The organism is Nocardia sp. NPDC058705, from assembly GCF_042749305.1.
GTDB lineage: Bacteria > Actinomycetota > Actinomycetes > Mycobacteriales > Mycobacteriaceae > Nocardia.
This window is the reverse complement of record NZ_JBHYRN010000003.1, coordinates 319,816-344,963: the sequence shown is the minus strand read 5'-3', so window position 1 is coordinate 344,963 and position 25,148 is coordinate 319,816. Positions and strand designations below refer to the sequence as shown.

At 69.3% G+C, this 25,148-nt stretch carries 20 protein-coding genes; 8 read left to right on the top strand and 12 right to left on the bottom strand.

Features of this window, described 5'->3' with window-relative positions:
• Window positions 1-13: 13 nt before the first annotated feature.
• Both ACFW6D_RS07050 and recC read right to left on the bottom strand, forming a co-directional pair.
• Window positions 14-3,376, bottom strand: a complete 3,363-nt coding sequence (locus ACFW6D_RS07050; protein WP_379325589.1) for a UvrD-helicase domain-containing protein — start codon at window positions 3,374-3,376, stop codon at window positions 14-16.
• Complete coding sequence (gene recC, locus ACFW6D_RS07045; RefSeq protein ID WP_379325587.1) at window positions 3,373-6,717, bottom strand: exodeoxyribonuclease V subunit gamma; 3,345 nt, start codon at window positions 6,715-6,717, stop codon at window positions 3,373-3,375. The genes ACFW6D_RS07050 and recC overlap by 4 nt, the downstream gene beginning before the upstream one ends.
• Before the next feature lie 189 nt (window positions 6,718-6,906).
• Between recC and ACFW6D_RS07040 the strand changes: the two genes are divergently transcribed.
• The 4 genes from ACFW6D_RS07040 (at window position 6,907) to ACFW6D_RS07025 (ending at window position 10,579) form a co-directional block, all read left to right on the top strand.
• Window positions 6,907-7,113: a hypothetical protein gene (locus ACFW6D_RS07040; protein WP_379325585.1), complete on the top strand. Its 207-nt coding sequence runs from the start codon at window positions 6,907-6,909 to the stop codon at window positions 7,111-7,113.
• A 94-nt stretch (window positions 7,114-7,207) separates the two neighbouring features.
• Window positions 7,208-8,092: a tat pathway signal sequence gene (locus tag ACFW6D_RS07035; RefSeq protein WP_379325583.1), complete on the top strand. Its 885-nt coding sequence runs from the start codon at window positions 7,208-7,210 to the stop codon at window positions 8,090-8,092.
• 79 nt (window positions 8,093-8,171) lie between these two features.
• On the top strand, window positions 8,172-9,593 hold the full coding sequence (locus tag ACFW6D_RS07030) for an NAD(P)/FAD-dependent oxidoreductase (protein WP_379325581.1): 1,422 nt from the start codon (window positions 8,172-8,174) through the stop codon (window positions 9,591-9,593).
• A 206-nt stretch (window positions 9,594-9,799) separates the two neighbouring features.
• On the top strand, window positions 9,800-10,579 hold the full coding sequence (locus tag ACFW6D_RS07025; protein WP_379325579.1) for a hypothetical protein: 780 nt from the start codon (window positions 9,800-9,802) through the stop codon (window positions 10,577-10,579).
• 60 nt (window positions 10,580-10,639) lie between these two features.
• Here ACFW6D_RS07025 and ACFW6D_RS07020 read toward each other — a convergent pair whose 3' ends face one another.
• The 4 genes from ACFW6D_RS07020 to ACFW6D_RS07005 all read right to left on the bottom strand — a co-directional run bounded on the left by ACFW6D_RS07020 (window position 10,640) and on the right by ACFW6D_RS07005 (window position 14,307).
• Window positions 10,640-11,302 (bottom strand): urease accessory protein UreD, encoded by a 663-nt coding sequence (locus tag ACFW6D_RS07020; protein WP_379325577.1) that lies wholly within the window; start codon window positions 11,300-11,302, stop codon window positions 10,640-10,642.
• Window positions 11,292-11,999, bottom strand: coding sequence for an urease accessory protein UreG (ureG, locus tag ACFW6D_RS07015; protein WP_379325576.1), 708 nt, complete (start codon window positions 11,997-11,999; stop codon window positions 11,292-11,294). The genes ACFW6D_RS07020 and ureG overlap by 11 nt, the downstream gene beginning before the upstream one ends.
• Before the next feature lie 33 nt (window positions 12,000-12,032).
• On the bottom strand, window positions 12,033-12,683 hold the full coding sequence (locus ACFW6D_RS07010) for an urease accessory protein UreF (RefSeq protein WP_379325574.1): 651 nt from the start codon (window positions 12,681-12,683) through the stop codon (window positions 12,033-12,035).
• 154 nt (window positions 12,684-12,837) lie between these two features.
• Window positions 12,838-14,307 (bottom strand): MFS transporter, encoded by a 1,470-nt coding sequence (locus tag ACFW6D_RS07005; RefSeq protein WP_379325572.1) that lies wholly within the window; start codon window positions 14,305-14,307, stop codon window positions 12,838-12,840.
• 90 nt (window positions 14,308-14,397) lie between these two features.
• Here ACFW6D_RS07005 and ACFW6D_RS07000 point away from each other — a divergent pair, with 90 nt between their 5' ends.
• Complete coding sequence (locus ACFW6D_RS07000) at window positions 14,398-15,063, top strand: TetR/AcrR family transcriptional regulator (RefSeq protein ID WP_379325570.1); 666 nt, start codon at window positions 14,398-14,400, stop codon at window positions 15,061-15,063.
• An 82-nt stretch (window positions 15,064-15,145) separates the two neighbouring features.
• Window positions 15,146-15,814 carry a class I SAM-dependent methyltransferase gene (locus ACFW6D_RS06995; RefSeq protein ID WP_379325568.1) on the top strand — a complete coding sequence of 223 codons (669 nt, stop codon included), beginning with the start codon at window positions 15,146-15,148 and terminating at the stop codon, window positions 15,812-15,814.
• Between the two features lie 3 nt (window positions 15,815-15,817).
• Here ACFW6D_RS06995 and ACFW6D_RS06990 read toward each other — a convergent pair whose 3' ends face one another.
• Both ACFW6D_RS06990 and ACFW6D_RS06985 read right to left on the bottom strand, forming a co-directional pair.
• Window positions 15,818-16,969, bottom strand: coding sequence for a DUF418 domain-containing protein (locus ACFW6D_RS06990; protein WP_379325566.1), 1,152 nt, complete (start codon window positions 16,967-16,969; stop codon window positions 15,818-15,820).
• 45 nt (window positions 16,970-17,014) lie between these two features.
• Window positions 17,015-18,232 (bottom strand): DUF418 domain-containing protein, encoded by a 1,218-nt coding sequence (locus ACFW6D_RS06985; RefSeq protein ID WP_379325564.1) that lies wholly within the window; start codon window positions 18,230-18,232, stop codon window positions 17,015-17,017.
• 197 nt (window positions 18,233-18,429) lie between these two features.
• On the opposite strand from ACFW6D_RS06985, the gene ACFW6D_RS06980 reads away from it, so the two are divergent.
• Together ACFW6D_RS06980 and ACFW6D_RS06975 are read left to right on the top strand one after the other, a co-directional pair.
• A complete protein-coding gene (locus tag ACFW6D_RS06980; protein ID WP_379325562.1) occupies window positions 18,430-19,407 on the top strand; it encodes a zinc-binding dehydrogenase in 978 nt (325 codons plus the stop codon).
• 196 nt (window positions 19,408-19,603) lie between these two features.
• Window positions 19,604-20,053: a PaaI family thioesterase gene (locus ACFW6D_RS06975; RefSeq protein WP_379325560.1), complete on the top strand. Its 450-nt coding sequence runs from the start codon at window positions 19,604-19,606 to the stop codon at window positions 20,051-20,053.
• A gap of 48 nt (window positions 20,054-20,101) precedes the next feature.
• Here the strand turns inward: ACFW6D_RS06975 and ACFW6D_RS06970 are convergent, their stop codons facing one another.
• The 4 genes from ACFW6D_RS06970 to ACFW6D_RS06955 are packed head-to-tail and all read right to left on the bottom strand — an operon-like array spanning window position 20,102 to window position 25,143.
• Window positions 20,102-21,358, bottom strand: a complete 1,257-nt coding sequence (locus ACFW6D_RS06970) for a cytochrome P450 (RefSeq protein ID WP_379325558.1) — start codon at window positions 21,356-21,358, stop codon at window positions 20,102-20,104.
• A 31-nt stretch (window positions 21,359-21,389) separates the two neighbouring features.
• The gene (locus ACFW6D_RS06965) at window positions 21,390-22,688 is read right to left on the bottom strand and encodes an FAD-dependent oxidoreductase (RefSeq protein WP_379325556.1); all 1,299 of its coding nucleotides are present in this window, start codon (window positions 22,686-22,688) and stop codon (window positions 21,390-21,392) included.
• Window positions 22,685-23,908, bottom strand: a complete 1,224-nt coding sequence (locus ACFW6D_RS06960; RefSeq protein WP_379230758.1) for a cytochrome P450 — start codon at window positions 23,906-23,908, stop codon at window positions 22,685-22,687. Before ACFW6D_RS06960 ends, ACFW6D_RS06965 begins: the two co-directional genes overlap by 4 nt.
• Window positions 23,905-25,143 carry a cytochrome P450 gene (locus ACFW6D_RS06955; RefSeq protein ID WP_379325554.1) on the bottom strand — a complete coding sequence of 413 codons (1,239 nt, stop codon included), beginning with the start codon at window positions 25,141-25,143 and terminating at the stop codon, window positions 23,905-23,907. Before ACFW6D_RS06955 ends, ACFW6D_RS06960 begins: the two co-directional genes overlap by 4 nt.
• Between the last annotated feature and the right edge of the window lie 5 nt (window positions 25,144-25,148).

The window sequence follows — 25,148 nt, the reverse complement described above, 5'->3', positions numbered from 1 at the left end:
CTCGGAGCGGCCCTCATAGCTCCCCCGCAAGCAGATCCGACAGCGCGACAACGAGTTCCGCGGACGGGTACCAATCGAAGACACCGTGCCCCGGCGGCGTCGCCGCACCGATCATGCCTCGCACGAACAGGTACCTGGCACCACCGAGATGGCGAGCGGGGTCGTATCCGGGCAACCGCCAGCGCAGATACCGGTGCAGGGCAACGGCATACAGCAGTGCCTGCAGCGGATAGTGCGAGCGGATCATTTCCGCGACCATGTGGTCGCGACGGTAGTGCTCGACGGTGAGATCGCCGGTACCCAGCCGGTTGGTCTTGTAGTCGACGATGAGATAGCGGAGCTCGCCTGTCTCGTCGGGCACCCGCAGGACAGCGTCGATGCTGCCGGTGAGAAAGCCGCGCAGCACCGTATCGGGCAGCGCGGCAACATGATCGGCGTAGTCGACGAGATCGTCGTCGGCGGGAAGGTGGGTGCGCAACAGTGTCGCGATGGCGTGCATCCCGGCCGAGCGCGGGCCGGGCGTGTCACCACCACCGAGCGGCAGTTCGAATTCCAGTTCGTTGAGCCGGTCACGGGTTGCGATCGCGGCCAGTGAACCGAAATCCGCTGGGGTGCGCAGCACTTCGAGCAGGGCGTTCGAGAGCACGTCGACGTCGAGCTCGGCCATCGTGTGTTCGACCGCCGCCACACACCGCTGGTGGACCTCGGCGGCGAGGTCGGGCACCGAGGTGTCGACCGTTTCGAGAACGCCGTGGACCAGCGTGCCGAACTCGGCGCCATAGGGCAGCTCGTTCATCAACGACGGCGCGGCCGTACTGGCGGTCATGGCGTCGATCGGGGCTTGCGTCGGCTCGTCGTCGGGGCCGGGGCCGTCCTCGGGTTCGGAGTCGCTCACGCCGGGCGCATCGTGTGCCCCCGCGGTGAGCGCCGAATACGAGGTGCGCCGCCACTGCTGGTCGAGCGCGCGGTTGAACCCCGCGGCCGCCAGTTCGCCGGTCGGCAATTCGGTGCGCACCCGTCGGGGCGCCACATCCTCGGGGCGGTCGACCATGGTCACCGAGATCACGTCCGAGGCGGAGGATGCCCACTCGGAAATACGTTGCGCCGCAGCGGTGTCGGCGGAAATCTCGGCCCGGCGCGGCACCTGCGCCGAACCCTGCCGTCTACCCAGCATCATTCGGTGCAGCGGCGCGGCACCGGTCGTCACCGCGGGCGCCCACCACACAACCGCCTGGCACATCGCCCGGGTGAACGCCACATAGAGCAGCCGCAGCTCCTCCCCCGATTCCTCGGCCTCACAACGCAATTGGCGTTCGCCGTAGCCGGGGGCGTCCTTGCCGCCGATGTCGAGGACCCTGGTGCCGTTGTCGTCGTGGAACAGCAGCGTCGCCGGATACGGGTTCTTGGCGCTGTCCCAGGTGAAAGGCAGGTAGACGATCGGGAATTCGAGGCCCTTGCTGGCGTGCACGGTGGCGATCTGCACCGCCGCCGCGTCCCGATCGAGCCTGCGGCTACGACCGCTGACGCTGCCCGCCTCGGGCTCGCGCACCCGGTCGGCGAGCCAGCGGGTGAGCGCGGTCAGACCCAGACCCTCGGCGAGTGCGACCTCGTCGAGGAGCTGGGCGATGTGGCGCAGGTCGGTCAGTTCGCGTTCGCCGTTGTCCATCGCAAGCAGGCGCGGCGCGAGGTCGGTTTCCGTGGCGAGCTTGTCGAACACGGCGGCGAATCCGGCCCGCGCGAACAGGCGGGCGGCATCGCGCAACTGGGTGGAGACCCGGCCGACGAGATCCGCACCGCCCGAGTCGATTTCGGCGGCAGTGACACCGAGGATCGGGGTGCACGCGGCCAGCCGCACCCGGTCACCGCGATGTGGTTGTTCCAGCGCCCGCAACACCCACAGCCAGTCCGTCGCGGCGACCGTCGCGAACACGCTGGTACCACCGGCGAGCACGGAGGCGACCCCGACACGATCCAAAGCCGCTCGCACCACGTCGATTTGGGAGCGAGTCCGCACCAACACCGCGATATCGCCGGGCCCGATCGGTCTGCGCACCCGTCCGTCGCCGACCTCGCTGAGTGAATGATCCCCGCCGCGTACGGGTTTGGCGTCGATGGTGGTGCCGGATTCGAGCAGGGTGACGATATCGGCGGCCAGATCGTCGGCGACCTTGGCCCGCTGCCTGCCCACCGACGGAAACCCCGACCGATTGCGCGGGCCCGCCCCGGTCCGCGGCAGTACCCGCAGCCGCAGCGGGCTGATCACCTCAGGGTCGCCGTGCAGGCGCGTCGTCGGCCGCGTCGGCGTGACCGGGTACACGCTGATCTCGGGGTGACCCAATTCGGCGCCGCCGCACAGGTGGTCGATGGCGCGCAGCAGGCCGGCGTCACTGCGCCAGTTGCGGGTGAGTTCGCTGCGTCGGTCCGCCAGTGCCACGGCGTCGAGGTAGCTGAGCACTTCGGCGCCGCGGAAGGCATAGATGGCCTGCTTCGGGTCGCCGACCAGCACGAGGGTGGCGTGCTGGTGGAATGCCAGGCGCAGGATGTCCCACTGCAGCGGATCGGTGTCCTGGAACTCGTCGACCAGCGCGACCCGGTAGCGCTGCCGGATCCGCGCGCAGGCGCGGGGCCCGTGCTCCGGGTCGGCCAGCACGTCGTGCAGCAGGACGAGCAGATCGTCGAAATCGCGCAGTCCCGCACGGCGTTTGCGGCGTTCGGTTTCCGCGCGCACGGCGGTGGCGAAGGCGACGCGCTCGCCCGCCGCGCCATCGGTGCGCGGCGCCAGGTCGGCGTGGCGGTCGTGGACGGCCGCCAGGGCGAGGGTGTGGGCATCGCGCAGCGTGAACGGGGCACCGTCACGGGCGTAGCGGGCCAGATACAGGTCGTCGGCGACGGTGGCGACGAGGTCGTCCACCGATTCGACCAGTCGCGCGCCCGGATCGTGTTCACCGGCCAGACCGAGTTCGTCGAGCATTCGCTGACAGAACGAGTGGGTGGTGGCGATGGTCCCGGCGTCGAAATCGGCCAGGGCGGTGAGCAATCGGTGCCTGCGCAGCCGCACTGTCTCCGGGTCGGTGTCGGCCATCGCGCGGACGAGCTCGTCCTGGTGGTGGCGCGCGGTGTCGGGCTCGGCGAGCGCGGTCGCCACCGTGACGAACCGGTCCCTGGTGCGTTCCCGCAGTTCCTGGGTGGCGGCGCGGCTGAACGTGACGAGCAGCAGTTCGGTGATGGATATGCCCGCTTCGGCGACATAGCGGACCGCGAGCCCGACGATGGCATGGGTTTTGCCGGTGCCCGCGCTGGCCTCCAGCACGGTGGTGCCCTGGGGCAGTGGCCCGGTCGCATCGAATGCGGTCGGCGCCGAGACGGTCCCGGTCACGGCTGCCCCTGACTCTCGGCGGCGAGCAGCGGCGCCCACCAGCGGCGCGCGAGAGCGCCGAAACGGTTGCTTTCCGGTTCGCCCGGTCGGTTGGATTCGGTAGCGAGACAGTCGAATCGGGGTGCGCGACCCCAGACGTAGCGCAGGTAGCGGTCGGTGTGGTCGCCGAACCTGTCGGGGCCGTTGGGGCCGCCGTCGAAGGCGTGTTCGGCGGCGAGCAGGGCGTCGGCCACGCTGTCACCGCGGAAGCGGCGCTCGGCGTAGGCGGCGGTGGCGGCGGGCGCGCAGGGCAGCGGTTCGCACAGCCCCTCATCGCGCAACCGGACCAGATCACGCAGGATCTTCAGTGCGGCAGGCGCTTCGGGTGCGGTGATCACCGACCTGGCCACCGGCCTGCTGCGGAATTGCCCGCGCCCGGTACTGATCGCCTGCCACGACCGGTCTTCGGTGGCGGCGAGCGCGAGCAGCGAAACCCAGGACGCGAGACGGTGTTTCGGTGCAAGACGGGAATAGGTGGTGCGCACCAAGGTTTCGCCGCGGACCTCGGGGACGGTGCCCGCGAGGGTGCGGCCGTTGCCCAGGTCGATGGCGATGTCGACGGCACGCGGCGGTGCCTCGTAGTCGGCTCGAGCGGTGCGGACGAGTGTGTCGACGGTGCCTTCGACCTCGTCGAGCACCTTGGTCCCGAAACCGAAGGGCGGCAACGTTCCTCGACGCCATTCGGCGGCCCGCAGACCCGCCGGGTCGGCGCCGGTGAGCCGAGCGGTCAGCATCCGTTCGCCCAGATCCCACTTCGCCAGCCCGTCGAGTTCGATCGGGAGCTGATCGGCAATGTCCTCTGATTCCTCGGGCACCCGCAGGCCCAGTCGCTGCCACAGGAACGCACGCACCGGGTGTTCGGCGAACGAGATCAGTTCCGCCAGTGCGATATCCGCGACGGGGCCGGGCGGCAACGGCGCGGTGAGCAGCGGCGGGCGCGGCCGGGACGGGCGAGCGGCGGCGCGCGCACCGGCCAGGGCGACGGTGTCGAAACTGCGCGGCTTCGCGGGGGCGAAGTTGCGGCGGTCGAAGGCCTGCAGCGGGTGCCGGATGTGGACGTCGTCCATCGCCGCCGGACCCACATGGGTGGCCAGCACGTCGAGGAGTTCGGCGACCGGGACAGCGGGCGGCCGAACCGCGCCGGTCACCGGGTCCGCGCCCGTGTGCAGGACGAACAACCGGTCGCCGGCCGCCATGATGGCGTCCAGGAGGAGTTGACGGTCTTCACTGCGCGCGTCGCGTTCGCCGACCAGTGGATCGCGCGCCAGCAGGTCGTCGCCGTCGATGCTGCCGGGCCGGGGGAAGACATCGTCGTCGAGTCCCAGCAGCACCACCACGCGGTGCGGCACCGACCGCATCGGGACCAGGGTGCACACGGTGAGTTCGCCGGTGCGGAAATTGGCGCGGCCGGGACCGCCTGCCAGGCGGCTGGTGAGCAGGACCGACACGTCGGCCAGGCGCAGTGGGGTGTCGCCCGCGTGTTCGGTGGCGGCGACGATCTCGCGGCGCGCTTCGGTGCGGATCCACGAGTGCGCGTCGGGCACGTCGGTGAGCAGCTCCACCGCACGCAGCAGCACGGTGGTCCAGTCGGCGGCGGGTCGCGGACCGCGCAGGTCGCGCAGGCAGACGGCGAGCCGGTCGATGAACTCCGCGAAGCGGCCCGCGAGGTCGACATCGTTGGAGTCGACATCGTCGAGGGGCAGCGCCAGATCCAGCCAGTCGTCCCCGGATTCGTCGGCCGTGACGCCGAGCAGGATGCGATCGACCGCGGCGTTGAGGGTGTTCTGGGCGAAGTCGGCGAGTCCGAACGCTTCGCGCTGACGTTGCCCGATCCCCCACCGCGCGCCCGACTCGGCCGCCCACTCGCGCAGCCGCTCGATGTCGTCGTCATCGAAACCGCAACGGCGGCGCACTGTTTCGCTCGCCGCCAGGTCGAGTACCTGCGTCACCGTGACGCGACCGTCGGCAAGTTCGAGCAGGGCGATCACCACCGCCAGCATCGGGTTGGTCACCGCCCGCCCGCGATCGGCGAGCCGTACCCGCAACTGATGCGCGGGATGTTCACCCTCGGTCGGCAGGTCTACACCGGACCCGCGCTGACCGAACGCCGCCCGCACCAGCGGTGCGAACGCCTCCACGTCCGGGCACATGATCAGCACGTCGCGCGGTTCCAGGGTCGGGTCCGCCGCGAAGGTGGACAGCAACAGATCCCGCAGCACCTCGACCTGCCGTGCCGGTCCGTGACACGCGTGGACCTCGACGCTTCCGTCCGGCATCGCACCCGTTTCAGGGGCAGAATCCGCCCGAACGGCGGCCTGCACAGCACCGAGAAGGGTGTTCGCGCCGGTTTCGCCGGCGAGGTGAATATCGCTGTCCAGCACCGGATTCAGGCACTGCTCCAGTTCCCGCACGTCCCGAGCCAGCCCAGCCAGCAGCGGATGCGAAACCAGATCCGCGCCGTGGTCGTCCGCGCGGGGACGAACGGCCGCAACATCAGCGACCGCCTGAGCCTCGCTGAGCGCGGTCCACATGGCCGGGCTCGGGTGCGCCAACCAGAGGTGCACGTCGCGGTGGGCGGCGAGGGCGGTGAGAACTGCCAGTTGGTCGGCGGGCAGGCGGGTGAGGCCGAACAGGGACAGCCGGTCGGGCAGGTCGATCGAGGTGGGTTCGGCGCGCAGGTGGGCGCAGGCGTCGGCGAGTCGTTCGGCGGGACTCGGTGCGTCGACCGCCGCGCGCAGGGCTCGCCACAACCGCGGTTGCCAGGCGAGGTCGTCGGGCACCGGCCCACCCGCACCGTCGGTATCCGCGCCTGCCGCCCAGTCGAGCAGCACCTGCGGACGTTGCGCGGCGTAGGACTCGAAGAGTGCGGCGAGGTGCGCGGCGGTGGAGTAGCGCCGACCGAGGCGATGGTCGGTTCCAGGGAGGCCGAGGTGACGCGCCAGCACCGCCGCCCACGGCTGGTCGGCAACTTCGTCGATCACCGGCAACAGCGTCCACACCACGCGCTGACCAGCCCAGGGATCGTCAGCGGGCGCGACCCCGCTCGCCCCTGCCAGCACCTCGGCAACGAGCGCGGCCGGGGACGGAAACGCGATGTTCGCGGCTATCCCATCGGCGATGCCGTCCTGCGCACCCACCCCGAGCACACCCGACAGCCGCTGCGCCAACCAGCGCTCCACCCCTTTGGCCGGCACCGCCACCACTTCCGTGACGAACGGATCGGCGGGAATTTCGCCCAGCAAACGGCCCAGTCCGTCGGCCAGCGCGTCGGCGCGTTCGGCGCGATGGAGGTGCAACGGCATCCGTTGTTTATACGCCCAGCGACCGACCCGCAATCGCGCGGCCCCGCCACCACCACTGGACCGGGCTAGTGAAATACGCCACACCCCAAGACGTCCCGGCCACGCCTGCGGCGCCCCCGATCGCCGCCGTGGGATTGTTGCGGTTCGGGTGGGACAGTACGGCCGCGGGCGAAAGGCTGGTTTCGTTTCATGATCGCGCAGGTGTTTCCCCTGGTTCCCGGTGGCGGCTTCATCTGCCGCCGAGCAGGCGCGCGCTGGGAGTTGATCAATTCCCGGCGCTACGGGCCTGATCAGGTGCTGCATTCGTGGCCGCTGGACCGGCACGGTGAAGCGTTCGAGCACTGCCATCGGCTCAACGGCTGCACCATCGCCACCCCGCACGCCGCCCATCACTGAACGCAATCGCGGTGCGCCGCAACAGCGCTCTCGTCGGGGCGGATTTGCGGCGAAGTAGTGCACTCCGGCGCTCGGTGTGCGAGTGTGATGCCTCGTGCGTGACCGTTCTCCCTCCACCCGTGTCGTTTCCCGAGTCGCAGCGACAGCCTGCCTGCTCGCCGCCGCGGCCGCCCTCACCCCGGGCGTCCCTGTTCTCGTCACCGCGGCCCATGCCGCGCCCCCGGCTCTGACCCAGGTCTCGGTGCCCGGCTTCGATGCCGATATGAGCGCCCGGATCGCGAGAGCCGACGCCTATCTCGCGGGTCGCCCCGGCGTTGTCGGCTATGTGGTGCGCGACCGCAAGACCGGCGGCATCTACGCCAACGAACATGCCGAGAACCAGGTGTGGACCGCCTCCACGATCAAGCTGGCCATCGCCGCCGACCTGCTCAACCGGGCCCGCGTCGGCGCCATCGGCCTGTCGCCCGAGGACCGCTTCAACATCGAAGCGATGCTGGCCACCTCCAACGACCACGCCACCGACGTGCTGTGGCACAAGTACATCGGCTTCGACCGGATGGCCTACAACAACGCTTTCCGCACCTACGGCATGGTCAGCCTGATCCCGCAGCCGACCACGAGCGCGCTGTTCCCGGACTGGTCGTTCCAGAAGTGCACCGCCGCCGACCTGGACCGGCTGATGAACACCATCCTCGACACCATGCACCCCGACGATCTCGCCTACCTGCTCGACCGGATGCGCTCGGTCGACTCCAACCAGCACTGGGGTGTGTGGGGCGCGGGTTCGAAGATGCGCCCGGGCCTGAAGAACGGCTGGTCGGCCGAGGCCGACGGCTGGGTGGTCAACTCGGTCGGCATCGCGGGCAACGAGGAGCGGTACACGCTCTCGATCATGAACGCGCTCGGCAGTGCAGGCGGTTACACCGAGGGCGCCGAGACCGACACACGCGTGGCCGAACTCCTTCTCGCGGGTCGCTGAACCTCGCCCTGGGCGTATTGTCGATCTTGTCCAACACCACTACCGCGGGGCACACCCCAGTCTGTCGAGGAGCGCGACGATGAGCACTGAGTCTGTCGGGAAGCGGCACCACGTAGTGGTGATCGGATCCGGGTTCGGCGGTCTGTTCGGTACCCGGCACCTGCGCAGAGCCGACGTCGACGTCACGCTCATCTCCAAGACGTCGACGCACCTGTTCCAGCCGTTGCTCTACCAGGTGGCCACCGGCATTCTCTCGACCGGCGAGATCGCCCCGGCGACCCGCCTGGTGCTACGCAAGCAGAAGAACGCGCAGGTGCTGCTCGGCGATGTGGTCGATGTGGATCTGGCGAAGAAGCAGGTCACGTCGCGACTGCTCAACCGCGACACCGTTACCGCCTACGACAGTCTGATCGTCGCCACCGGCGCCCAGCAGTCGTACTTCGGCAACGACCACTTCGCCACCTACGCACCCGGCATGAAGACCATCGACGACGCCCTGGAACTGCGCGCGCGCATCCTCGGCTCCTTCGAGCAGGCCGAACTCGCCACCACCCAGGAAGAGCGCGACCGGCTGATGACGTTCATCGTCGTCGGCGCAGGCCCGACCGGCGTGGAATTGGCCGGGCAGATCGCCGAACTCGCCGATCGCACCCTCGACGGCACCTTCCGCACCATCGACCCCCGTGACGCACGCGTCATCCTCCTGGAGGGCGCGGGCGCGGTGCTCGGCCCGATGGGCCCCAAGCTGGGCGCCAAGGCGGCCAAGCGGCTCGAGAAGATGGGTGTGGAGATCCAGCTCAACGCCATGGTGACCGATGTCGACGCCAACGGCGTCGTCGTCAAGGACGCCGACGGCACCACCCGACGCATCGAGGCCACCTGCAAGGTGTGGTCGGCGGGCGTGCAGGCCAGCCCGCTGGGCAAGATGATCGCCGAGCGGTCCGACGGCACCGAAGTCGACCGGGCGGGGCGCGTCATCGTGGAGCCCGACCTCACCGTCAAGGGTCATCCGAACGTGTTCGTGGTGGGCGATCTGATGTCGGTGCCCGGCGTGCCGGGTCAGGCCCAGGGCGCCATCCAGGGTTCGGTCTACGCGGCCAAGGCGATCAAGGCCGGGCTGCACGGTCAGACCCCCGCCGAACGCAAGCCGTTCAAGTACTTCAACAAGGGCTCGATGGCCACGATCTCGCGGTTCGACGCGGTCTGCCAGATAGGCAAACTCGAGTTCAGCGGATTCCTGGCCTGGCTCGCCTGGCTGGCACTGCACCTGTACTACCTGGTCGGCTACCGCAGCCGTATCGTCACCGTGATCGGCTGGTTCGTGTCGTTCCTCGGCCGCAACCGCGGGCAGATGGCGGCGACCGAGCAGTGGATCTTCGCGCGACTGGCGATCGAGGAGGTCAACGCCGATCAGGCGGAGGCCAAGGAACTCGCGGCCGATGTGGGTGCGCCGCCTGCCTCGGCCGAACCGCTCACTGCCGAACAGCGCAAGATCGGCTGACACAGCTGTACCGAGGCCGGGTGGTTCCCCCGAACCACCCGGTCTTTGTCGTTCCAGTTACCTTTCCGCACACCGATATTGCGGGTTACCGACGTTTCGGACCCATCCGGGCGAGCACCGGTGGCGAATGTCGGAGGTCATATGTGTGACCAATCCCCACCGATGAAAGGTGATCTATGGCGACGGGGAAACACAGGGCGCCGAACTTGCAGCGACAGAAGGTAGGTTCGGTCGTCGCTGCCGGAGCGGTACCCCTGGTCATGGCCCTGATCGGCACGGGCACCGCGAATGCCGATCCCGCGCAAGCGGCGGTGACCCAGCCCGAACAGCAGGCCGGACCGGAGTTCGACGCGGTGGCGCCCAACGCCACCCCGTACGTGGGCCAGCCGATGCCCGCGAACACTCGCAGCTCGCTGGCCTGGTCGCGGACGGGGCCGGAAACGGACTACCTGTCTCCGGTGGGTCCGCTGCACGCACCGACCGCGGTGTCGCCGGTGCCGCCGATCCTGCCGCCGCCGGGGCAGTTCCGCTTCGGTGACCAGCTGGTACCGGTGCCGGACTTCGTGCCGGTGGACACCTCGATCCAGATCAACGACGCCGCGGCCAATACCGAGGCCGATCTGGCGACGTTCCTCGACTCGGTCGGCCTCGAGCGCAGCCGTTCGGACCGGATCGCCTCCGAGACCATCGGTTCCGCGGCCAGGGGCGCGGCGGTCGGTTCCACCGTGGCGATGCCGTTCGCGATGGTGGCCAGCACAGGTGGTGCGCTGGCCGGGCTCGTCGCCGGTGTGCCGTTCCTGCCGATCGGCTTGGTCGCGGGCCCGATCCTGGGTGGCATGGCCGCGTACATGGCCGTGTCGATTCCCATCACCGTCGTCGGCGCCGGTATCGGCGCAGCGGTGGGCGCGGCGGATGCTTTCCTCGCCCCGCCCCGTGGAATGGTTCCCGAGGCCGCCGATCCGGTGGCCGAGCTCGTCAACGCTTGATCGAATTCCCAGCGGTGGGAGTCGGGCTTTCGTGCCCGGCTCCCACCGGTATTTTCTCAGCTATCCCTGGGCTATCGCGTGGAGCCGGGTGCTCGTGCGGGTGGACAGGGAGCCGCCGGCGGCCAGCGGCAATCGAACGTCGTCGACACTGCCCGACCAGGACGGACGGTCATCGGGGTAGACCAATTCGCTGTCGAGTGAACGCGGCCCGGTGAGTCGATCGTCGGTCGTCGAACCCGCCCCGAGTTCCAGCCGATGCCGCAGTAACGGCACCTCACCGAGGTCGGCGAGCAGGTCACCGCGCCACCCGCCACCGTCCTCGCCGCTGCGTCCCAGTTGCACCCGCTCACGCAACCGCAGCCGCGCATCGGGCGCCATCTGCACCGTGGTCACCACATGATGGTGTGCGCCGCCGGCCACGATCGTGGGTTCCGGATCGAAATCCAGTTCGCCACCTTCCCCGATGTCGAAGTGCCAGTGCGCATTCGACAACAGGGTGTTCGCGCCGGGCAGTGCGATCGTGGCCGCCACCGATCGGACCACCAGCCGCGCGCCGGGGCGAACGACGATGGTGATGTCGAGTTCGTCCCCGCCGAGCGGGGTGGCCGCGGTGCCGATCAGGTGCACGGTGTCGACGCCGGTGTGCCGCCCGGCCAGGCCGCCGACCGCGTCGATGCGGGGCAGTCGGCCCGGTGCGGCGACGATGCTCAGTTCAGTGCGCAACGCCGGTGGCCGCGTCCTGTTCGGCGGCGACCCGCAGTTGTTCGCGCACCCAGGCCAGGACCGGGGTGGCGGCCGGGTCGTCGGTCAGGGAGACCAGTGCGGTGGGACGGCCGTCGCGGACCTTGGCGGCGTCGCGTTCCATGACGCCCAGGTCGGCGCCGACCAGCGGGGCGAGGTCGGTTTTGTTCACCACGAGCAGGTCGGAGAAGGTGACGCCGGGGCCGCCCTTGCGCGGCACCTTGTCGCCGCCGGCCACGTCGACGACGAAGATCTGCACGTCGATCAGGCCGGAGGAGAAGGTGGCGGTGAGGTTGTCGCCGCCGGACTCCACCAGGATCAGATCGAGGGGCGGGTTGGCCGCGACGAGGTCGTCGATGGCGTCGAGGTTGGCGGTGATGTCGTCGCGGATGGCGGTGTGCGGGCAGCCGCCGGTCTGCACGGCGGTGATGCGCTCGTCGGGCAGTACGGCATGGCGACGCAGGAAGTCCGCGTCTTCGGTGGTGTAGATGTCGTTGGTCAGCACCGCCAGGGACAGTTCGTCGCGCAGTTGTCTGCACAGCGCGGCGACCAGCGCGGTCTTGCCGGAACCGACCGGGCCGCCGATGCCGATGCGCAGCGCCTCACCGGCGACGCGAGCGCGCTTGGGCCGGTCGTGGCTGTGATCGTGCGGTTCGCCATCGATCAGATGGGGAGGCATGGGGGCTCCTTCTTCTTCGCAGGGTCTTCGGGGTCAGGACGCGAACAGCGGCATGTCGCGGTCCAGGTGTCGTTCGGCGAGCGCGTCCTGCAGCGGATCGGACAGCGCGGCGAGGCCGGTGGCGGCCTCGGCGGCGATCCGGTCGCACAGCGGCGCCAGGCGCATGGTGCTCGCGGCGATGGCGGCGGGATCGAGGGCGAGCAGGCGTTGCGCTGCGGTCGCGGCGCCGGTGAGCGTCGTGTAGACGACAACGCCCGCCAGTTGTTCGGCGCTCGCTCCGCTGGCAGCACCGACCATGCCGAACACCGTCGACAGATGCGGGCGCGTTCCTGCCGCGACCCAATCATGGTGCGGCCACAGCTGTTTCGCCAGGCGCAACAGTCCGCGGCCCTGCGCGCGCGACGCCGCTCGGGCAGCAGGCGACGGAGTGCGAGCGTCGGCTTCGAGTTCGGCGCGTTCAGGCGTGAGCGATCCGCCACAGACCGCGGCCGCGAGCGAAGCGGCCACCAGTCCCGAGGTCGCGACGCGGCGCCGCAGATACAGCTCCACGCTCGCGTTGTCGCGCAACAAACCTGACGACACCGCTTCCTCGACACCGCCCGAATGCACGTGCCCACCGATGGGCAGGCGCGAATCGGCCAGCGCGAGCAATGTCGCCAAGCCCGCCGCACCCTCGTTTCGCATCCGACGATCCTATGCAACGGACCTGGACGTCCGCCCGGCGAGGCGGGCCGCTACCACTTGCTGTGGCGGCGGTCACGCCGTCCGCCGGTCGCCCGCAGTCAGCGACTCGGATCCCGCAGCGCGAAGCTTGCCCCGCCAGGAGGCTTAGCGCGCGTCAGCGGGCAGTTCGGGCCGAGCGCCAGGCCGCCACTGCCATCGCGATCAGCAGCAGCGCGCCGCAGGTTGTCGCGAGATGCATTCCGCTGACGAAGGATTCGCGGGCCGCGTGGATCAGGCCGTCGTCGCCGGCGGACTGCAGGAGCGTGTCGCCCAGGGTTTCACCGAAGTCGCCACCGGAGCGGAACACCAGCGCGGCCACCGAGCCGAGCAGGGCGAGGCCGAGTGCGTTGCCGAGTTCGAAACTGGTTTCCGAGATGCCGACCGCCGAACCCGCGCGCTCGGCGGGCACCGCCGACACCGCGACATCGGACACCAGCGTGAACGAGAAGCCGTAGCCGATGCCGGCGATCACCGAGCCGGCGATGTACCAGGCCAGACCACCGTCGACTCCGACACCCAGCAGCATCAGGTTGCCGATCGCCGACAGCAGCAGCGCCAGGGTGAACGTGGCCCGCACGCCGAGTCGCAGGCCGAGTCGCGCGCCGCTCATCGAGCAGACGAACACCGCGATCGCCATCGGGATGCCGAGCAGCGCGGCGGCCAGTGGATCACGGCCGGTGACCGACTGTAGGTAGATGCTGGTGAGATAGCTCATCGCGGCCAGTGACATCATGCCGGCCATGCTCGCCCCGATCGCCACCCGGAACAGCGGCCGGGTGAACAGCGACAGGTCGAGCAGCGGTTCCGCGAGGTGACGCTGCCTGCGCACGAACAGCACGAGCAGCCCGACACCGATCAGCGCGATCACCACCGACACCGCGTCGACACCCTCGGCGGCGATGTGCTTGATCCCGTAGATCAACGGCAGGATGCCGCCGATCGACAGCGCGACGCTGGGCAGATCGATCGGTCCGAGCGCGGCCGAGCGGTGCTCGGGCAGCAGGATCGGCCCGAAGATCAGCAGCACCGCCAGCACCGGGATATTGATCAGGAACACCGAGCCCCACCAGAAGTGGTGCAGCAGCACGCCGCCGATGATCGGTCCGACAGCCGAGCCGCCGGCGAAGAACGCGGTCCAGATGCCGATCGCGGTGGCCCGTTCGCGGGCGTTGGGAAACAGGGTGGAGATCAGCGAGAGGCTCGACGGCAGCAGCGTCGCACCGCCGACGCCCATCAGGACGCGGGCGGCGATGAGGATGGGCGCGGTGGGCGCGAACGCGGCGAGCACCGACGCGATACCGAAGATGGCGGCGCCGGCGAGCAGGATGTTGCGCCGGCCGACCCGGTCGCCGAGGTTGCCCATGGTGATGAGCAGACCCGCCAGCATGAACCCGTAGATGTCGAGGATCCAGAGTTGTTGGGAGGCAGTGGGATCCAGGTCGGCCGTGAGCGTCGGCATGGCCAGGAAGAGCACCGAGATGTCCATCGACACCAGCAGCACCGGCAGCAGCAGCACGCCCAGTCCGAGCCATGCGCGGCGTCCACCGGCGACTGCGGTGGGCACCGCCGGTTCCAGCTTCGTCATTCCGACGTCCTTTCAGGGTTTGCGTACGCCGTACGCGGGGAATGGGTACAGTGTACGCATGAAGGTCGTATTAAGAAAGCGAGTCATGGGATGACCGAGGCGAAGCTCACTCGGACCGCGATCGTCGACGCCGCGATCACCCTCGCCGACGCCGACGGACTGGACGCGGTGTCGATGCGGCGCATCGCCGATCGCCTCGGCGTCGGCACCATGTCGCTGTATCGGCACGTGGCTAACAAGGACGAGCTCATCGCGGACATGACCGACGAGATCGCCTCCCGCCATCCCTACCCCGATCCGACCAGCAAGGGCTGGACCTGGCGCGATCGGGTCCGCATCGCCGCGGAGATCGACTGGCAGCTCTACCAGCAGCACCCCTGGGTCCTGCTCACCTTCGCGGTCCCCCGCTACAGCTTCGGCCCGCAGGGTCTGGCGAGCCTGGCCTGGTTGGTCGAGGGCCTACGCGAACTCGGCGTGACCGCCCGCGATGCCACCACGATGGCATTCTCCGTCTGGAACTACATTTCCGGCGCCAGTCTGCCGGTGGTCGGCGGCGCGCTACTCGCCGAGAAACGCACCGCCACCGACGACACCAACGGACTGCGCGACCTCCTCGAGGGCAAACCCTCCTTCCCGGTGCCGCCGGCGCTGGCCGACCTCGAAGGCGCGGGAGTCAGCAACCTCACCTCCGAGGACCTGCTGTTCCTCGGCCTCGAAGCCCTCTGCGACGGCTTCGCCGCACGCGCGGCCTGGTGATCAGGCGACGAGATCGCCGCCGGTTCGGCCGGTCGCATTCTCTCGCGCGACACGGTGCCCACCGGTGGTGAAGACTGGACTCATGACCGACGCTGCGCCGCCCGCCGATCGTCGCCTCGCCGCTCAGGCACTGGCCGCGAACGATCCGACCGGGTGGTTCGAACCGCTCTACGCTGAGGCCGCCGCGGGGACCTCCGTGATTCCCTGGGATCGAGATGTCCCCAATCCCCTACTCGTCGACTGGTTCCGCACCGCATCCCTGCCCCAGGGGACGCGCGGCCTGGTGATCGGTTGCGGCTACGGCACCGATGCCGAATTCGTTGCCGCCCAAGGTATTCGAACCACTGCCTTCGACGTCTCGCCGACCGCCATCCGCGGCGCCCGAGCCCGCTTCCCACATTCCCCGGTCACCTACAAGGTCGCCGACCTCCTCGACCCACCCCCGGCCTGGCTCCAGTCCTTCGACTTGGTCATCGAGTCGATCACCGTCCAATCCCTACCCCCGGACGTCCGTACCACCGCCATCACCAACATCCGAAACCTCTTGGCTCCCAACGCAACCCTGCTGGTGATCGCCGACATCCAACTCCCCACCGACACCACCGGCCCGCCCTGGCCCCTCACCCGAGCCGACATAGATTCCTTCACCGCCCCCGACCTCACCGAGATCCGCGTAGAAACCGTCCCCCGCCCCGACACCTCGGGCCGCAGCCGCTGGCGAGCCGAATTCCACCGCCCGACGTCGACATAGCCCTTACCGCAGACGCCACGCAGGCACAGTCAGATACGTCGCAGCACGCAACACCCACTCCACTGGTCCATACGGGTGTCGACGCAACCACCAGTGGCTGAGCCCGAGTTGGGCAGCGAAGGTCAGCACGCCGATGGCGACGACCGATCCCAGCGATACATCGTCGGCGAGAGCGAAACCGTAGCCGGTGTAGACGGCCATCAGCACGATCGATTGCCCGATGTAATTCGAGGCCGCCATCCTGCCCGCGGGCGCGAGCACAGCGCAGTAGCGCCGCGCCCACGTAGATCGCGCCGCGAGCACCACAGCAGCGATATAGGCGAAGGTCATCAGCGGATTCACCAGCGCCTGAAGTCCGGGTAGGAGTAGCGGCGGTGTCCACCATTGCATCGTGGCTGCGAACGTGAGCGCTGAAATCGGCAGTCCCGCACACAGTCCCACCACGAGTAGAGCCCCCGCGCGCGTCGTGCTCGGCTGCGCGAGAAGGTTTCGCTTTCCCGCAGCCAGACCGAACAGAAACATGGCCAGGCTCGGCACCGCCCCCGCCGCCCAGACCAGCAGCAGCGCGGTGGGTGCTACCGCGAGCTGGGCGGCGAACGTTTCGGCGGCGGTACCGGTGTAGGCGCCGGTCACCTCCGGGATCCGGAGTCCGTCACCGGGTAGTCGGCCCGGCAGGAAACTTCCCATCGCCCAGGTGATCGACAGCGTCACGCCCGCGAGCGCAGCGGACCGCGGTCCCAGCGCGCGAACCGCGACCAGGATCACGCCGAGCGCGGCATACAGCGTGAGGATGTCGCCGTCCCACAGGAGAAAGAGGTGCAGGAGGCCGACAACCATCAGCGCAGCGCAGCGCCGCAGTAACCGGGCTGCCTGGGAGGCGCCGACACGGACCGCGGCGGTCACCTGCAGGGTGAACGCATAGCCGAACAGGAACGCGAACAACGGATAGAACCGAGCGGAGAACAGCGCGTCCACGGTGGCGAGGATCAGGTGGTCGCCGCTCGAATCCACACGGTCCGGCGACCACTGTGTGACGGCGGCGACCGCATTGCAGAGCAGAATTCCGAACAGCGCGAACCCGCGCAGGATGTCGACCTCGGATATCCGGTGCCCTGTTTTCGTTGCGGGCCGATCCTGTACCCGGTCGTCAAGCATTGGTAGACGGTAGAGGTCGTTCGCAGGATCTCCCGCATCGACGCCTCAGGTGTGGAGTGGCGAATGATTTTCGGAAGAACGCCGCCAGGCGGGGATCGTCAGGTAGGTGGCCGCGCGGAGCAACCACTCCACGGGACCGTAGCGGTGGCCGCGCAGCCACCAGGCGCTGAAGGCGAGTTGGGCGGCGAAGGTGAGTAGCGCGATGGCGATGACGGACAGGGGTGGGAGGTTGTCGGCGAGGGCGAGGCCGTAGCCGGTGTAGACGAGCATCAAGACGACGGATTGGCCGATGTAGTTGGTGGCGGCCATGCGGCCCGCGGGGGCGAGCAGGGCGGTGGCGCGGCCCAGGCGTACCGATTGTGCTGCCAGTAGGACCGCGGCGACGTAGGCGAACGTCATGGCCGGGTTCACCAGCACTTGCAGGCCGTGGATCAGCGAGGGCGCATGCCACCATTTCATCGACTCGGCGAACGTCATCGCCGAGACCGGTAGGCCGAGACCGAAGCCGAGCACCAGCGCGCGAGATGACCAGCGGTGCAACAGTTCTGGGTCGGCGAACAGGTTTCGCTTACCCGCCGCCATGCCGATCAGGAACATCGCCAGGCTCGGGACGCCTTGGCCGAACCAGATCAGCAGGAGGAAGACCGGCGCGAGGGCGGTCTGGGCGGCGAATGTCGAGGCGAAGCTGCCGGTGTAGTCGGCCGACAGGGCGGGCAGGTCGATGAATTCCCCGAAGACGAGGACCCCGTTGTAGCCCGGCAGGAAACTCCACGCCGACCAGATCGTGTACAGCACGATCGCGGTGATCACCGCGGTCCGCGGCCGCAGCTTGCGCAGGGTGATGAGAATCAGACACAGGAACGCGTAGAGGGTGAGGATGTCGCCGATCCACAGCAGGTAGACGTGCACGAGCCCGATCGCCATCAGCGCCGCGCACCGGCGCAGCAGTCGCCGCGTCGGCGACACCCCGGCCCGCTGCGCCGCCGCGATCTGCAGGGTGAACGAGTACCCGAACAGGAAGGCGAACAGCAGATAGAAGCGTCCGGTGAACAGCGCGTCGACCGTGGCGCGGACCACCAGATCGACGGTGCCGTCGAAGCGCAACACCGGCACCTCGCGGGTGCCGATCACCGACCACAGGGAGGTCGCCACGATCACGTTGGTGATCAGGATCCCGAACAGGGCGAACCCGCGCAGGATGTCGACCTCGCCGATCCGCCCGGATTGCGCTGCGGGCAAGCCGGTTTCGCGCGTTTCAGCCATGAATCGAGCGTACGGAGGTCACCGGCGATATTCGTCCACCGTTCGGGCGAGTTCCCCGCCGTACCCGGGTACTCCACGATCACCCTTTCGGCGTATTGACAGACGGGCGACCTCCTGACCGACCGGGGACTCTCACGGTGACACAATGGAACGCGAACATGCTCGGCAAGTCACTCGCAACCAGCACGGAGGCGGACATGCAGGCAGTTGTCATCGACGAGTTCGGCGAACCGAAGGACGTACTTACCGCCCAGACGGTGCCCACCCCGGAGCCGGGGCCGGGTGAGGTGCGGGTCGCGATGTCGCTCTCGCCGATCCACAACCACGATCTCGCGATCATCCGCGGCGTCTACGGCTACCGGCCACCGCTACCCGCCATCCCCGGCACCGAGGCCGTCGGTGTCGTCGACGCGGTCGGCGCCGGTGTCGACAAGCTCGAGGTGGGGCAGCGAGTCGCGATGGCGGGCCTGCGTGGCGCCTGGGCGGACTTCTTCGTCGCCCGCGCCGATCAGGCCGTGCCGATGCCGGATTCCGTGCCCGACGAAACCGCCTGCCAGCTGCTCGCCATGCCGCTGAGCGCGCTCATGCTGCTCGACGATCTGCAGGTGGAGTCCGGTCAGTGGATCGTGGTGAACGCCGCCAACGGCGCGGTCGGTCGCCTGCTCAATCTGTTCGCGAAGGAACGCGGTGTGCGGGTGTTGAGCCTGGTCCGCGGCCCCGATTCGGTGCTGGCGCTGGAAAAGCTCGGCTACGGTCCCGTGCTCGACACCGAATCGGTGGGCTGGCTCGCCACGGGCGCCGACATCACCGGTGGCGAACCGATCGTGCGCGCCGTCGACCAGGTCAGTGGGCCCGCCGCGGGCGATCTGATGGCCCTGCTCGCCCCGCGCGGTGAACTGATCTCCTTCGGTGCGCTGTCGGGCAAACCGCTGATCATCGACACCGGTGCGGTGATCTTCAAACAGGCTGTGGTGAAAGGGTTCTGGGGTCAACAACGCAGTTCCGAGATCGACCGCGCCGATTACCTCCGATTGATCACCGAGCTGGTCACCCTCGCCGCCAACGGCACCCTGCGCCTCGACGTGCAGGCCGACCTGCCGCTGGATCAGGCTGCCGAGGCCGCGGTGCTGTCGGAAACTCCCGGCCGCAACGGCAAAGTGGTCCTGCACGCCTGAGACCCGCCATACCCGAGTCCGATTCCACGATCGAAGCCCGCGGCAACCGCATACCGTGGGCTTCGACCTTTGCTACGGTCCGGTGCCCGAGGTGATCGGCGCGATCAGGTCTGCGGTGAGCACGAACTCGCTTGTCTGCGACCTGGTCCGACTTTGCACCCGCGGCTGGACGTACCGAGCACAGGAGCCGAATCGAATGACGACGCAACAGGCACCGAACCCCGATTTCGCGGTGGTGGTCCCCGCCGCGGTGCTGTCCATGCCCGCCGCCGCCCACCTGGGCTTCCACTTCGGCAGCGTGGAGGCAGGTGCGGTGGAGATCGTGCAGCCGTACCGCACCGAACTCACCCAGCACGACGGCTACTTCCAGGGGGGCGTCCTCGGGTCGCTGGCCGATTTCGCGGCGGGTTCGGCCGCGGGCACACTGCTGCCGATCGGCTGGGTGAACATGACCGTCGACTACACGGTGAAGATCCTCGCGCCCGCCGAAGGTCCCACGGTGATCGCCCGTGGCCGGGTGATCAAGGCTGGAGCGCTGCTCACCATCGCCGCGGCCGAGGTGTTCTCGGTGGCGGACTCGGGCGAAACCCTGTGCGCCACAGCATTGGTCACGATGCGCAATGTGCGTCCGACGGCGCGTCACTGACGGTGTGGTCCCGCCGGTCCGGCCGGCGGGACCACGACAACGCTGGGATCAGGCCGGGGTGACGGCGACCTTCAGCGATTCCAGACCGCGGATGACGACGTTCGGCTTGAACGGCGGGTTCTCCGACAGCAATTCGATCGTGCCGACCTTGCGCAACAGCACCTCGAGCAGGATCTCCATCTCCAGCAGTGCCAGCGGCGCGCCGAGGCAGTAGTGGATGCCGAGGCTGAAGCCGAGGTGCTTCTTGGCCGGGTTCATCGGATCGGAGTAGCGGGTCACGTCGACCCGCTCCGGGTCGGGGAAGGCGGCCGGGTCGTGATTGCTCGAATTGATCAGCACCACAACACCGTCACCCTGTTCGAACCGGTGTCCGGCGACGGTGATCGGCCGGGTGGCCGCGCGGGTGGTGATCTGCACCGACGGATCGAGGCGAAGCAGCTCGTCGGGGGCGTACGCGAGCAACTCGGGGCGATCGCGCAGCAGCTGGATCTGGTCGGGATTGCGCAGCAGCCGCAGCATGCCGGTGCCGATGAGGTTGGCCGTGGTCTCGTGGCCCGCGACGAAGGTGGTGATGCAGGTGGCGAGCAGTTCCTGCTCGGTGAGCACATCGCCGCGGTCCTCGACCTGCGACAGCACACTGAGCAGGTCGTCGCGCGGGGTGATCCGGCGTTCGTCGAGCAGCTCGCGGAAGTAGTCCATGAACCCGCGCGAGGCCGCGCTGCGCGCCCGCAGGCATTCCTCGGGCAGCGTGTAATCGTGGTCGAAGCCGCGGGCCAGGTCCTGTGACCACTGATGGACCTTGTCGTAGGCGTGCTCGGGCACACCGATCAGCTCGCAGGCGATGATCAGCGGCAGCGGGTAGGCGATCAGCTCGACGAGGTCGAATTCCCCCGCGGCCAAGGCGTCGTCGACGAGCTGCTCGCACAGCTGCTCGATCCGCGGGCGCAGCCGGGTCACCATGCGCGGGGTGAAGCCCTTGGTGACGAGGTTGCGCAGGCGGGTGTGGTCCGGCGGCTCCATCCACAGGAACGAGGTGGGCAGTTCGTCGGCGGCGTTCTCGGGCGAGACGGTCGGATGCATCATCGCCGCCTCTTCGGCGTGGCTCCACGCGGTGGTGGACAGCACGGCGGCGCAGTCCTCGTACCGGGTCAGCACGTGGTGGCCGAGCGGGGTCTGATGGATCGGTCCGGCTTCGCGCAGGATCCGGGCGGGGGTGTACGGATCGGCGCGACCGTCGGGCCCGAACAGCTGGACCAGTGCGGTCTGTACTGCCTGGGTGTCGATCGGGGAAGTCGTGGAGGTCATGGGTGGGTCTCCTGTTTCTCCGTGGGGGTGGTCAGGAAAGGAGGATGCGGCGCAGGGTGCCCGGTGCGGTGAGCGCGGCGGGCGGGTCGACCAGGTGGGCGACCCGCAGGAAGGCCCTTGCCACCCGGGGATCGCGGTGGGAGACGCGCTGCACCCGGCCGACGAAGACATTGGTGAGCCGGGTCCGCAGAGTGCGCCTGCCCTCGACACCCCGATGGCGCAGGTCCGAACCGGCGGCGAGCTGCCAGGCGAGGGCGACGGCGTCGGCGGCGCCCGCGTAGAAGCGGGCGGGCAGGTCGGTGTCGGTGGCCGCCAGGCAGTCCCGCAGCGCCACGGCCTGCAGCGCGGCGACCGTCATGCCCTGGGCGTAGAGCGGGTTGAAGGCGCACTGCGCGTCGCCGAGCACCACCAGCCCGGCCGGGTGGGCCGACTGCCGGTCGAAGCGACGGCGCACCGCGGTTCGGAACCGGTAGGGCACCGCCTCGCCGAGCGGTTCGGAACCGACGACGATGGTGTGGATGTCGGGGGCCGACAGCGATGCGGCGTAGTCGCCCAGGCCGGCGTCGTCGGTCGGCGGATGGTCGCCGAGCATCCCGGCGAGGGTGACGTGCCAGCGATCGCCCTCCACCCGGACCGCCCCGCCGCCACGGCCGTTCGCACCGGTCGAGACGATCACCGACGCCTGGCCGCCCAGTTGCCCCGGTCGATGCCGGAAGAACCGGGAGGCGTAGCCGAGGTCGACGTCGAGGCGTGCTTCGGCCGGCGCCTCGGCGCCGATCTCGGTGAGCCACTGTGTGATTCGCGATCCGCGCCCGCTCGCGTCGACGACGAGGTCGGCGGTGAGAGTCTGCGGGCCCGCGGGGCCCGACACCGTCACCGCCCGCACGCGTTGCGCGTCGCCGACAAGTCCCCGCACGGTGGTGCGGGTCAGTAACTCGATCCCGCGCAGTTCCAGTGTGCGCCTTCGCAATACCGTCTCGAGCAGCGACCGTGTCGCGATCACCGAGGTGAGCCCGGTCGAACCCGCCGCGAGCCTGGCACCGCCGATGTACCACCGGGTGCCGACCAGTACCTCGGTGACGGTCGCGCCGTCGGCGACCGCCTCGCCGGTGAAGCCCGGATACAGCTGTTCCATGATCCGGCGGCCGCGATCGAGCAGACCGTGCAGATGCCAGGCCTGCGCGACGCCGCGGCGCGCGGTCTCGTTCGCGGTCAGCTCGTCGCGCTCAACGAGGGTGACCCGGTCGAAGGTGTCGGTGAGCACCCGCGCCGCGAGCAGACCCGCGACCCCGGCGCCGATGACGATCGCGTGCCCGCGCGCCTGCGTCACAGTGTCACCGGCAGATGCCGGATGCCGCGGTGGATCAGGCTGGGGCGGTACTCGATCGGCTGCTCGGCCATGGCGAGCTCGGGCGCGCGGTCGAGCAGGGTGCGGATGGCCGCCTCGGCCTCGATCCTGGCCAGCGGCGCGCCGACACAGTAGTGGATGCCCAGGCTGAAGCCCAGATGCTTACGCGGCGGCCGGTTTCCGGTGAAGCGGGTGATGTCGAAGGTGTCGGCGTCGCGGTAGACGCGCCCGTCGCGGTTGGCCGATCCGGTGAGCACGACGACGCCGTCACCGCGACGGAACGTGTGCTCGCCCACCTGGGTGTCGGCCAGCGCGACGCGGATCGTGAACTGGGTCGGCGCGTCGTAGCGCAGCATCTCGTCGATCGCGGGCCCGATCAGCTCGGGGTGCGCCCGCAGCAGCGCCAACTGGTCGGGGTGGCGCAGCAGGGCGAGCAGACCGTTGCCGATCAGGTTGATCGAGGTCTCCATGCCCGCCACGAGCAGCAGCAGCGACATCCCGATCACCTCGGGTTCGGTGAGGAAGTCGCCGTCGACGCTGGCCGCGACCAGTTCGCTGAGCAGGTCGGTGCCGGGGTGCTGCTTCTTCTCGCCGATGAGCCGCGCGAAGTGGCCCATGCAGGCGATCGCGGCGTCGGTGCGGGCGCTGATGTCGTCGGGGCCGAGCAGCGAGTCGGGGTCGCTGCCACGCGCGATCGCCAATTGCCAAGCCCGGAAGCTGTTTCCGTCGGCCGCATCGGCACCGAGCAGGCGCACCGCCACCATCGCGACGGCCAGCGGCACGGCCAGATCCTCCAGCACGTCGAGTTCGCCGCGCTCGAGGGCCGCCTCGACCAACCCGTCGACGACCTTCCCCGCCACCGGGGCCATCTCACCGACCATCTTCGGCGTGAACGCCTTCGCCACCAGTTTGCGATAGCGGCCGTGCTCGGGCGGGTCCATCCGGACGAACGAGCCGGGGATGGCGGCGGTGGTGTCGCGGAACGGGCTGATGCCCGCGGCATAGCCGTGGCCCCAGTCGGTGCCGGTGAGCACGGCCGCGCATTCCTCGTACCGGGTCACCAGCGTCACCGGCACCTCGCCGAGGGCGTACGGGAACAGGGGCGTCGCCTCGCGAACACGGTGGTAGGCGGGGTAGGGGTCGGCGCGGTTGGCCTGCGCGAAGGCGTCGAAGGTGAGGTCGGCGGGGACAGCGGTACTCATCGGCCCTCCAGGCTGATTCGCAGTTCGGACATGCCGCGCACGACCACATTCGGGCGGTACGGCGGTTCGGCGAGCAGGTGCATGGACTCGACACGGGTGGCTAGGGCGCGCAGCACCGACCCCATCTCCAGGCGGGCCAGTGGCGCGCCGAGGCAGTAGTGCAGGCCAAGACCGAACGACAGGTGCCGTTCGGGCCGCTGCCCCGGCCGATAGCGGCCGATGTCGAATCGATCGGCGGCGGGGAAGGCCCCGGGATCGCGAGCGGCCGAACCGATCAGCACGATCACCGCGTCACCGGGAACGAAAGTCCTTCCGGCGAGCTCGATCTCGTGGCGCGCGGTGCGGGTGGTCAGATGCACGGGCGGGTCGTAGCGCAGCACCTCGTCGACCGCGGGCCCGCACAGTGCCGGGTCCGCGCGCAGCCGCTGGAACTGGTCGGGGTGGCGGATCAGGGCGAGCAGCCCGTTGCCGATGAGATTGACGGTGGTCTCGTGGCCTGCCACCACCAGAATCAGCAGGGTGCCGATCAGTTCGGTGCGGGTCAGTCGCACGCCCGCTTCCTCGGCCTGCACCAGCGCGGTGATCAGGTCCTCGCGCGGATGGCGACGGCGCTGCTCGACCAGATCGCCGAAGAAGTCGGTGAACGCGTGCACGGCGGTGGTGCGGGCGGACAGTTCGGCGGGGCTCAGCAGGGTGTCGGGGTCGAGGCCGCGCGCGATGTGCGCCGAGATCTCGCGCACATGCGCGTGCGCTTGGGCGGGAACGCCGAGCAGTTCGCAGATCAGTGTCAGCGGCACGGGGTAGGCCAGCGACTCGAGGACATCGGTCTCGCCGTCGGCGAGCATCGCGGTGAGTAGTTCGTCGACGAGTCGGTCGGCGCGCTCGTGCAGCCCGGCGATCGTGCGCGCGGTGAACGCCTTGCCGACCAGGCCGCGCAATCGGGTGTGGTCCGGCGGCTCCATCCACAGGAAAGAACCTGGTAGCTCCACCTCGCTGTCGCCGTGCAACAACTCGGGTTCCTCGGCATGGCTCCAGCGCGGATCGCTCAGGATCGCCTGGGCTTGCGCGTACCGTGGCACGAGCTGGGTATCGCGGGGCCCCGGCACGAAAGGCCCTGCGGCACGTAGTGTTTCGTAGCTGGGATACGGGTCGTGTCGGCAGTGTGGCGCGACGCTCTCCAGCACCGCGATCTGGACCGGGGTCGGGTCGTCGACCGCGACATGATCGGAAGTCACCGGCA

What these genes read in the sequence shown, in the direction of transcription:
- ACFW6D_RS06980 (WP_379325562.1), top strand. Translation starts at nt 18,430, where the DNA reads ATGCAGGCAGTTGTCATCGACGAGTTCGGCGAACCGAAGGACGTACTT.
- ACFW6D_RS06985 (WP_379325564.1), bottom strand. Translation starts at nt 18,232, where the DNA reads ATGGCTGAAACGCGCGAAACCGGCTTGCCCGCAGCGCAATCCGGGCGG.
- ACFW6D_RS07030 (WP_379325581.1), top strand. Translation starts at nt 8,172, where the DNA reads ATGAGCACTGAGTCTGTCGGGAAGCGGCACCACGTAGTGGTGATCGGA.
- ACFW6D_RS07000 (WP_379325570.1), top strand. Translation starts at nt 14,398, where the DNA reads ATGACCGAGGCGAAGCTCACTCGGACCGCGATCGTCGACGCCGCGATC.
- ACFW6D_RS07040 (WP_379325585.1), top strand. Translation starts at nt 6,907, where the DNA reads ATGATCGCGCAGGTGTTTCCCCTGGTTCCCGGTGGCGGCTTCATCTGC.
- ACFW6D_RS06960 (WP_379230758.1), bottom strand. Translation starts at nt 23,908, where the DNA reads ATGAGTACCGCTGTCCCCGCCGACCTCACCTTCGACGCCTTCGCGCAG.
- ACFW6D_RS07010 (WP_379325574.1), bottom strand. Translation starts at nt 12,683, where the DNA reads ATGCGAAACGAGGGTGCGGCGGGCTTGGCGACATTGCTCGCGCTGGCC.
- ACFW6D_RS06995 (WP_379325568.1), top strand. Translation starts at nt 15,146, where the DNA reads ATGACCGACGCTGCGCCGCCCGCCGATCGTCGCCTCGCCGCTCAGGCA.
- ACFW6D_RS06975 (WP_379325560.1), top strand. Translation starts at nt 19,604, where the DNA reads ATGACGACGCAACAGGCACCGAACCCCGATTTCGCGGTGGTGGTCCCC.
- recC (WP_379325587.1), bottom strand. Translation starts at nt 6,717, where the DNA reads ATGCCGTTGCACCTCCATCGCGCCGAACGCGCCGACGCGCTGGCCGAC.
- ACFW6D_RS07005 (WP_379325572.1), bottom strand. Translation starts at nt 14,307, where the DNA reads ATGACGAAGCTGGAACCGGCGGTGCCCACCGCAGTCGCCGGTGGACGC.
- ureG (WP_379325576.1), bottom strand. Translation starts at nt 11,999, where the DNA reads ATGCCTCCCCATCTGATCGATGGCGAACCGCACGATCACAGCCACGAC.
- ACFW6D_RS06970 (WP_379325558.1), bottom strand. Translation starts at nt 21,358, where the DNA reads ATGACCTCCACGACTTCCCCGATCGACACCCAGGCAGTACAGACCGCA.
- ACFW6D_RS06990 (WP_379325566.1), bottom strand. Translation starts at nt 16,969, where the DNA reads ATGCTTGACGACCGGGTACAGGATCGGCCCGCAACGAAAACAGGGCAC.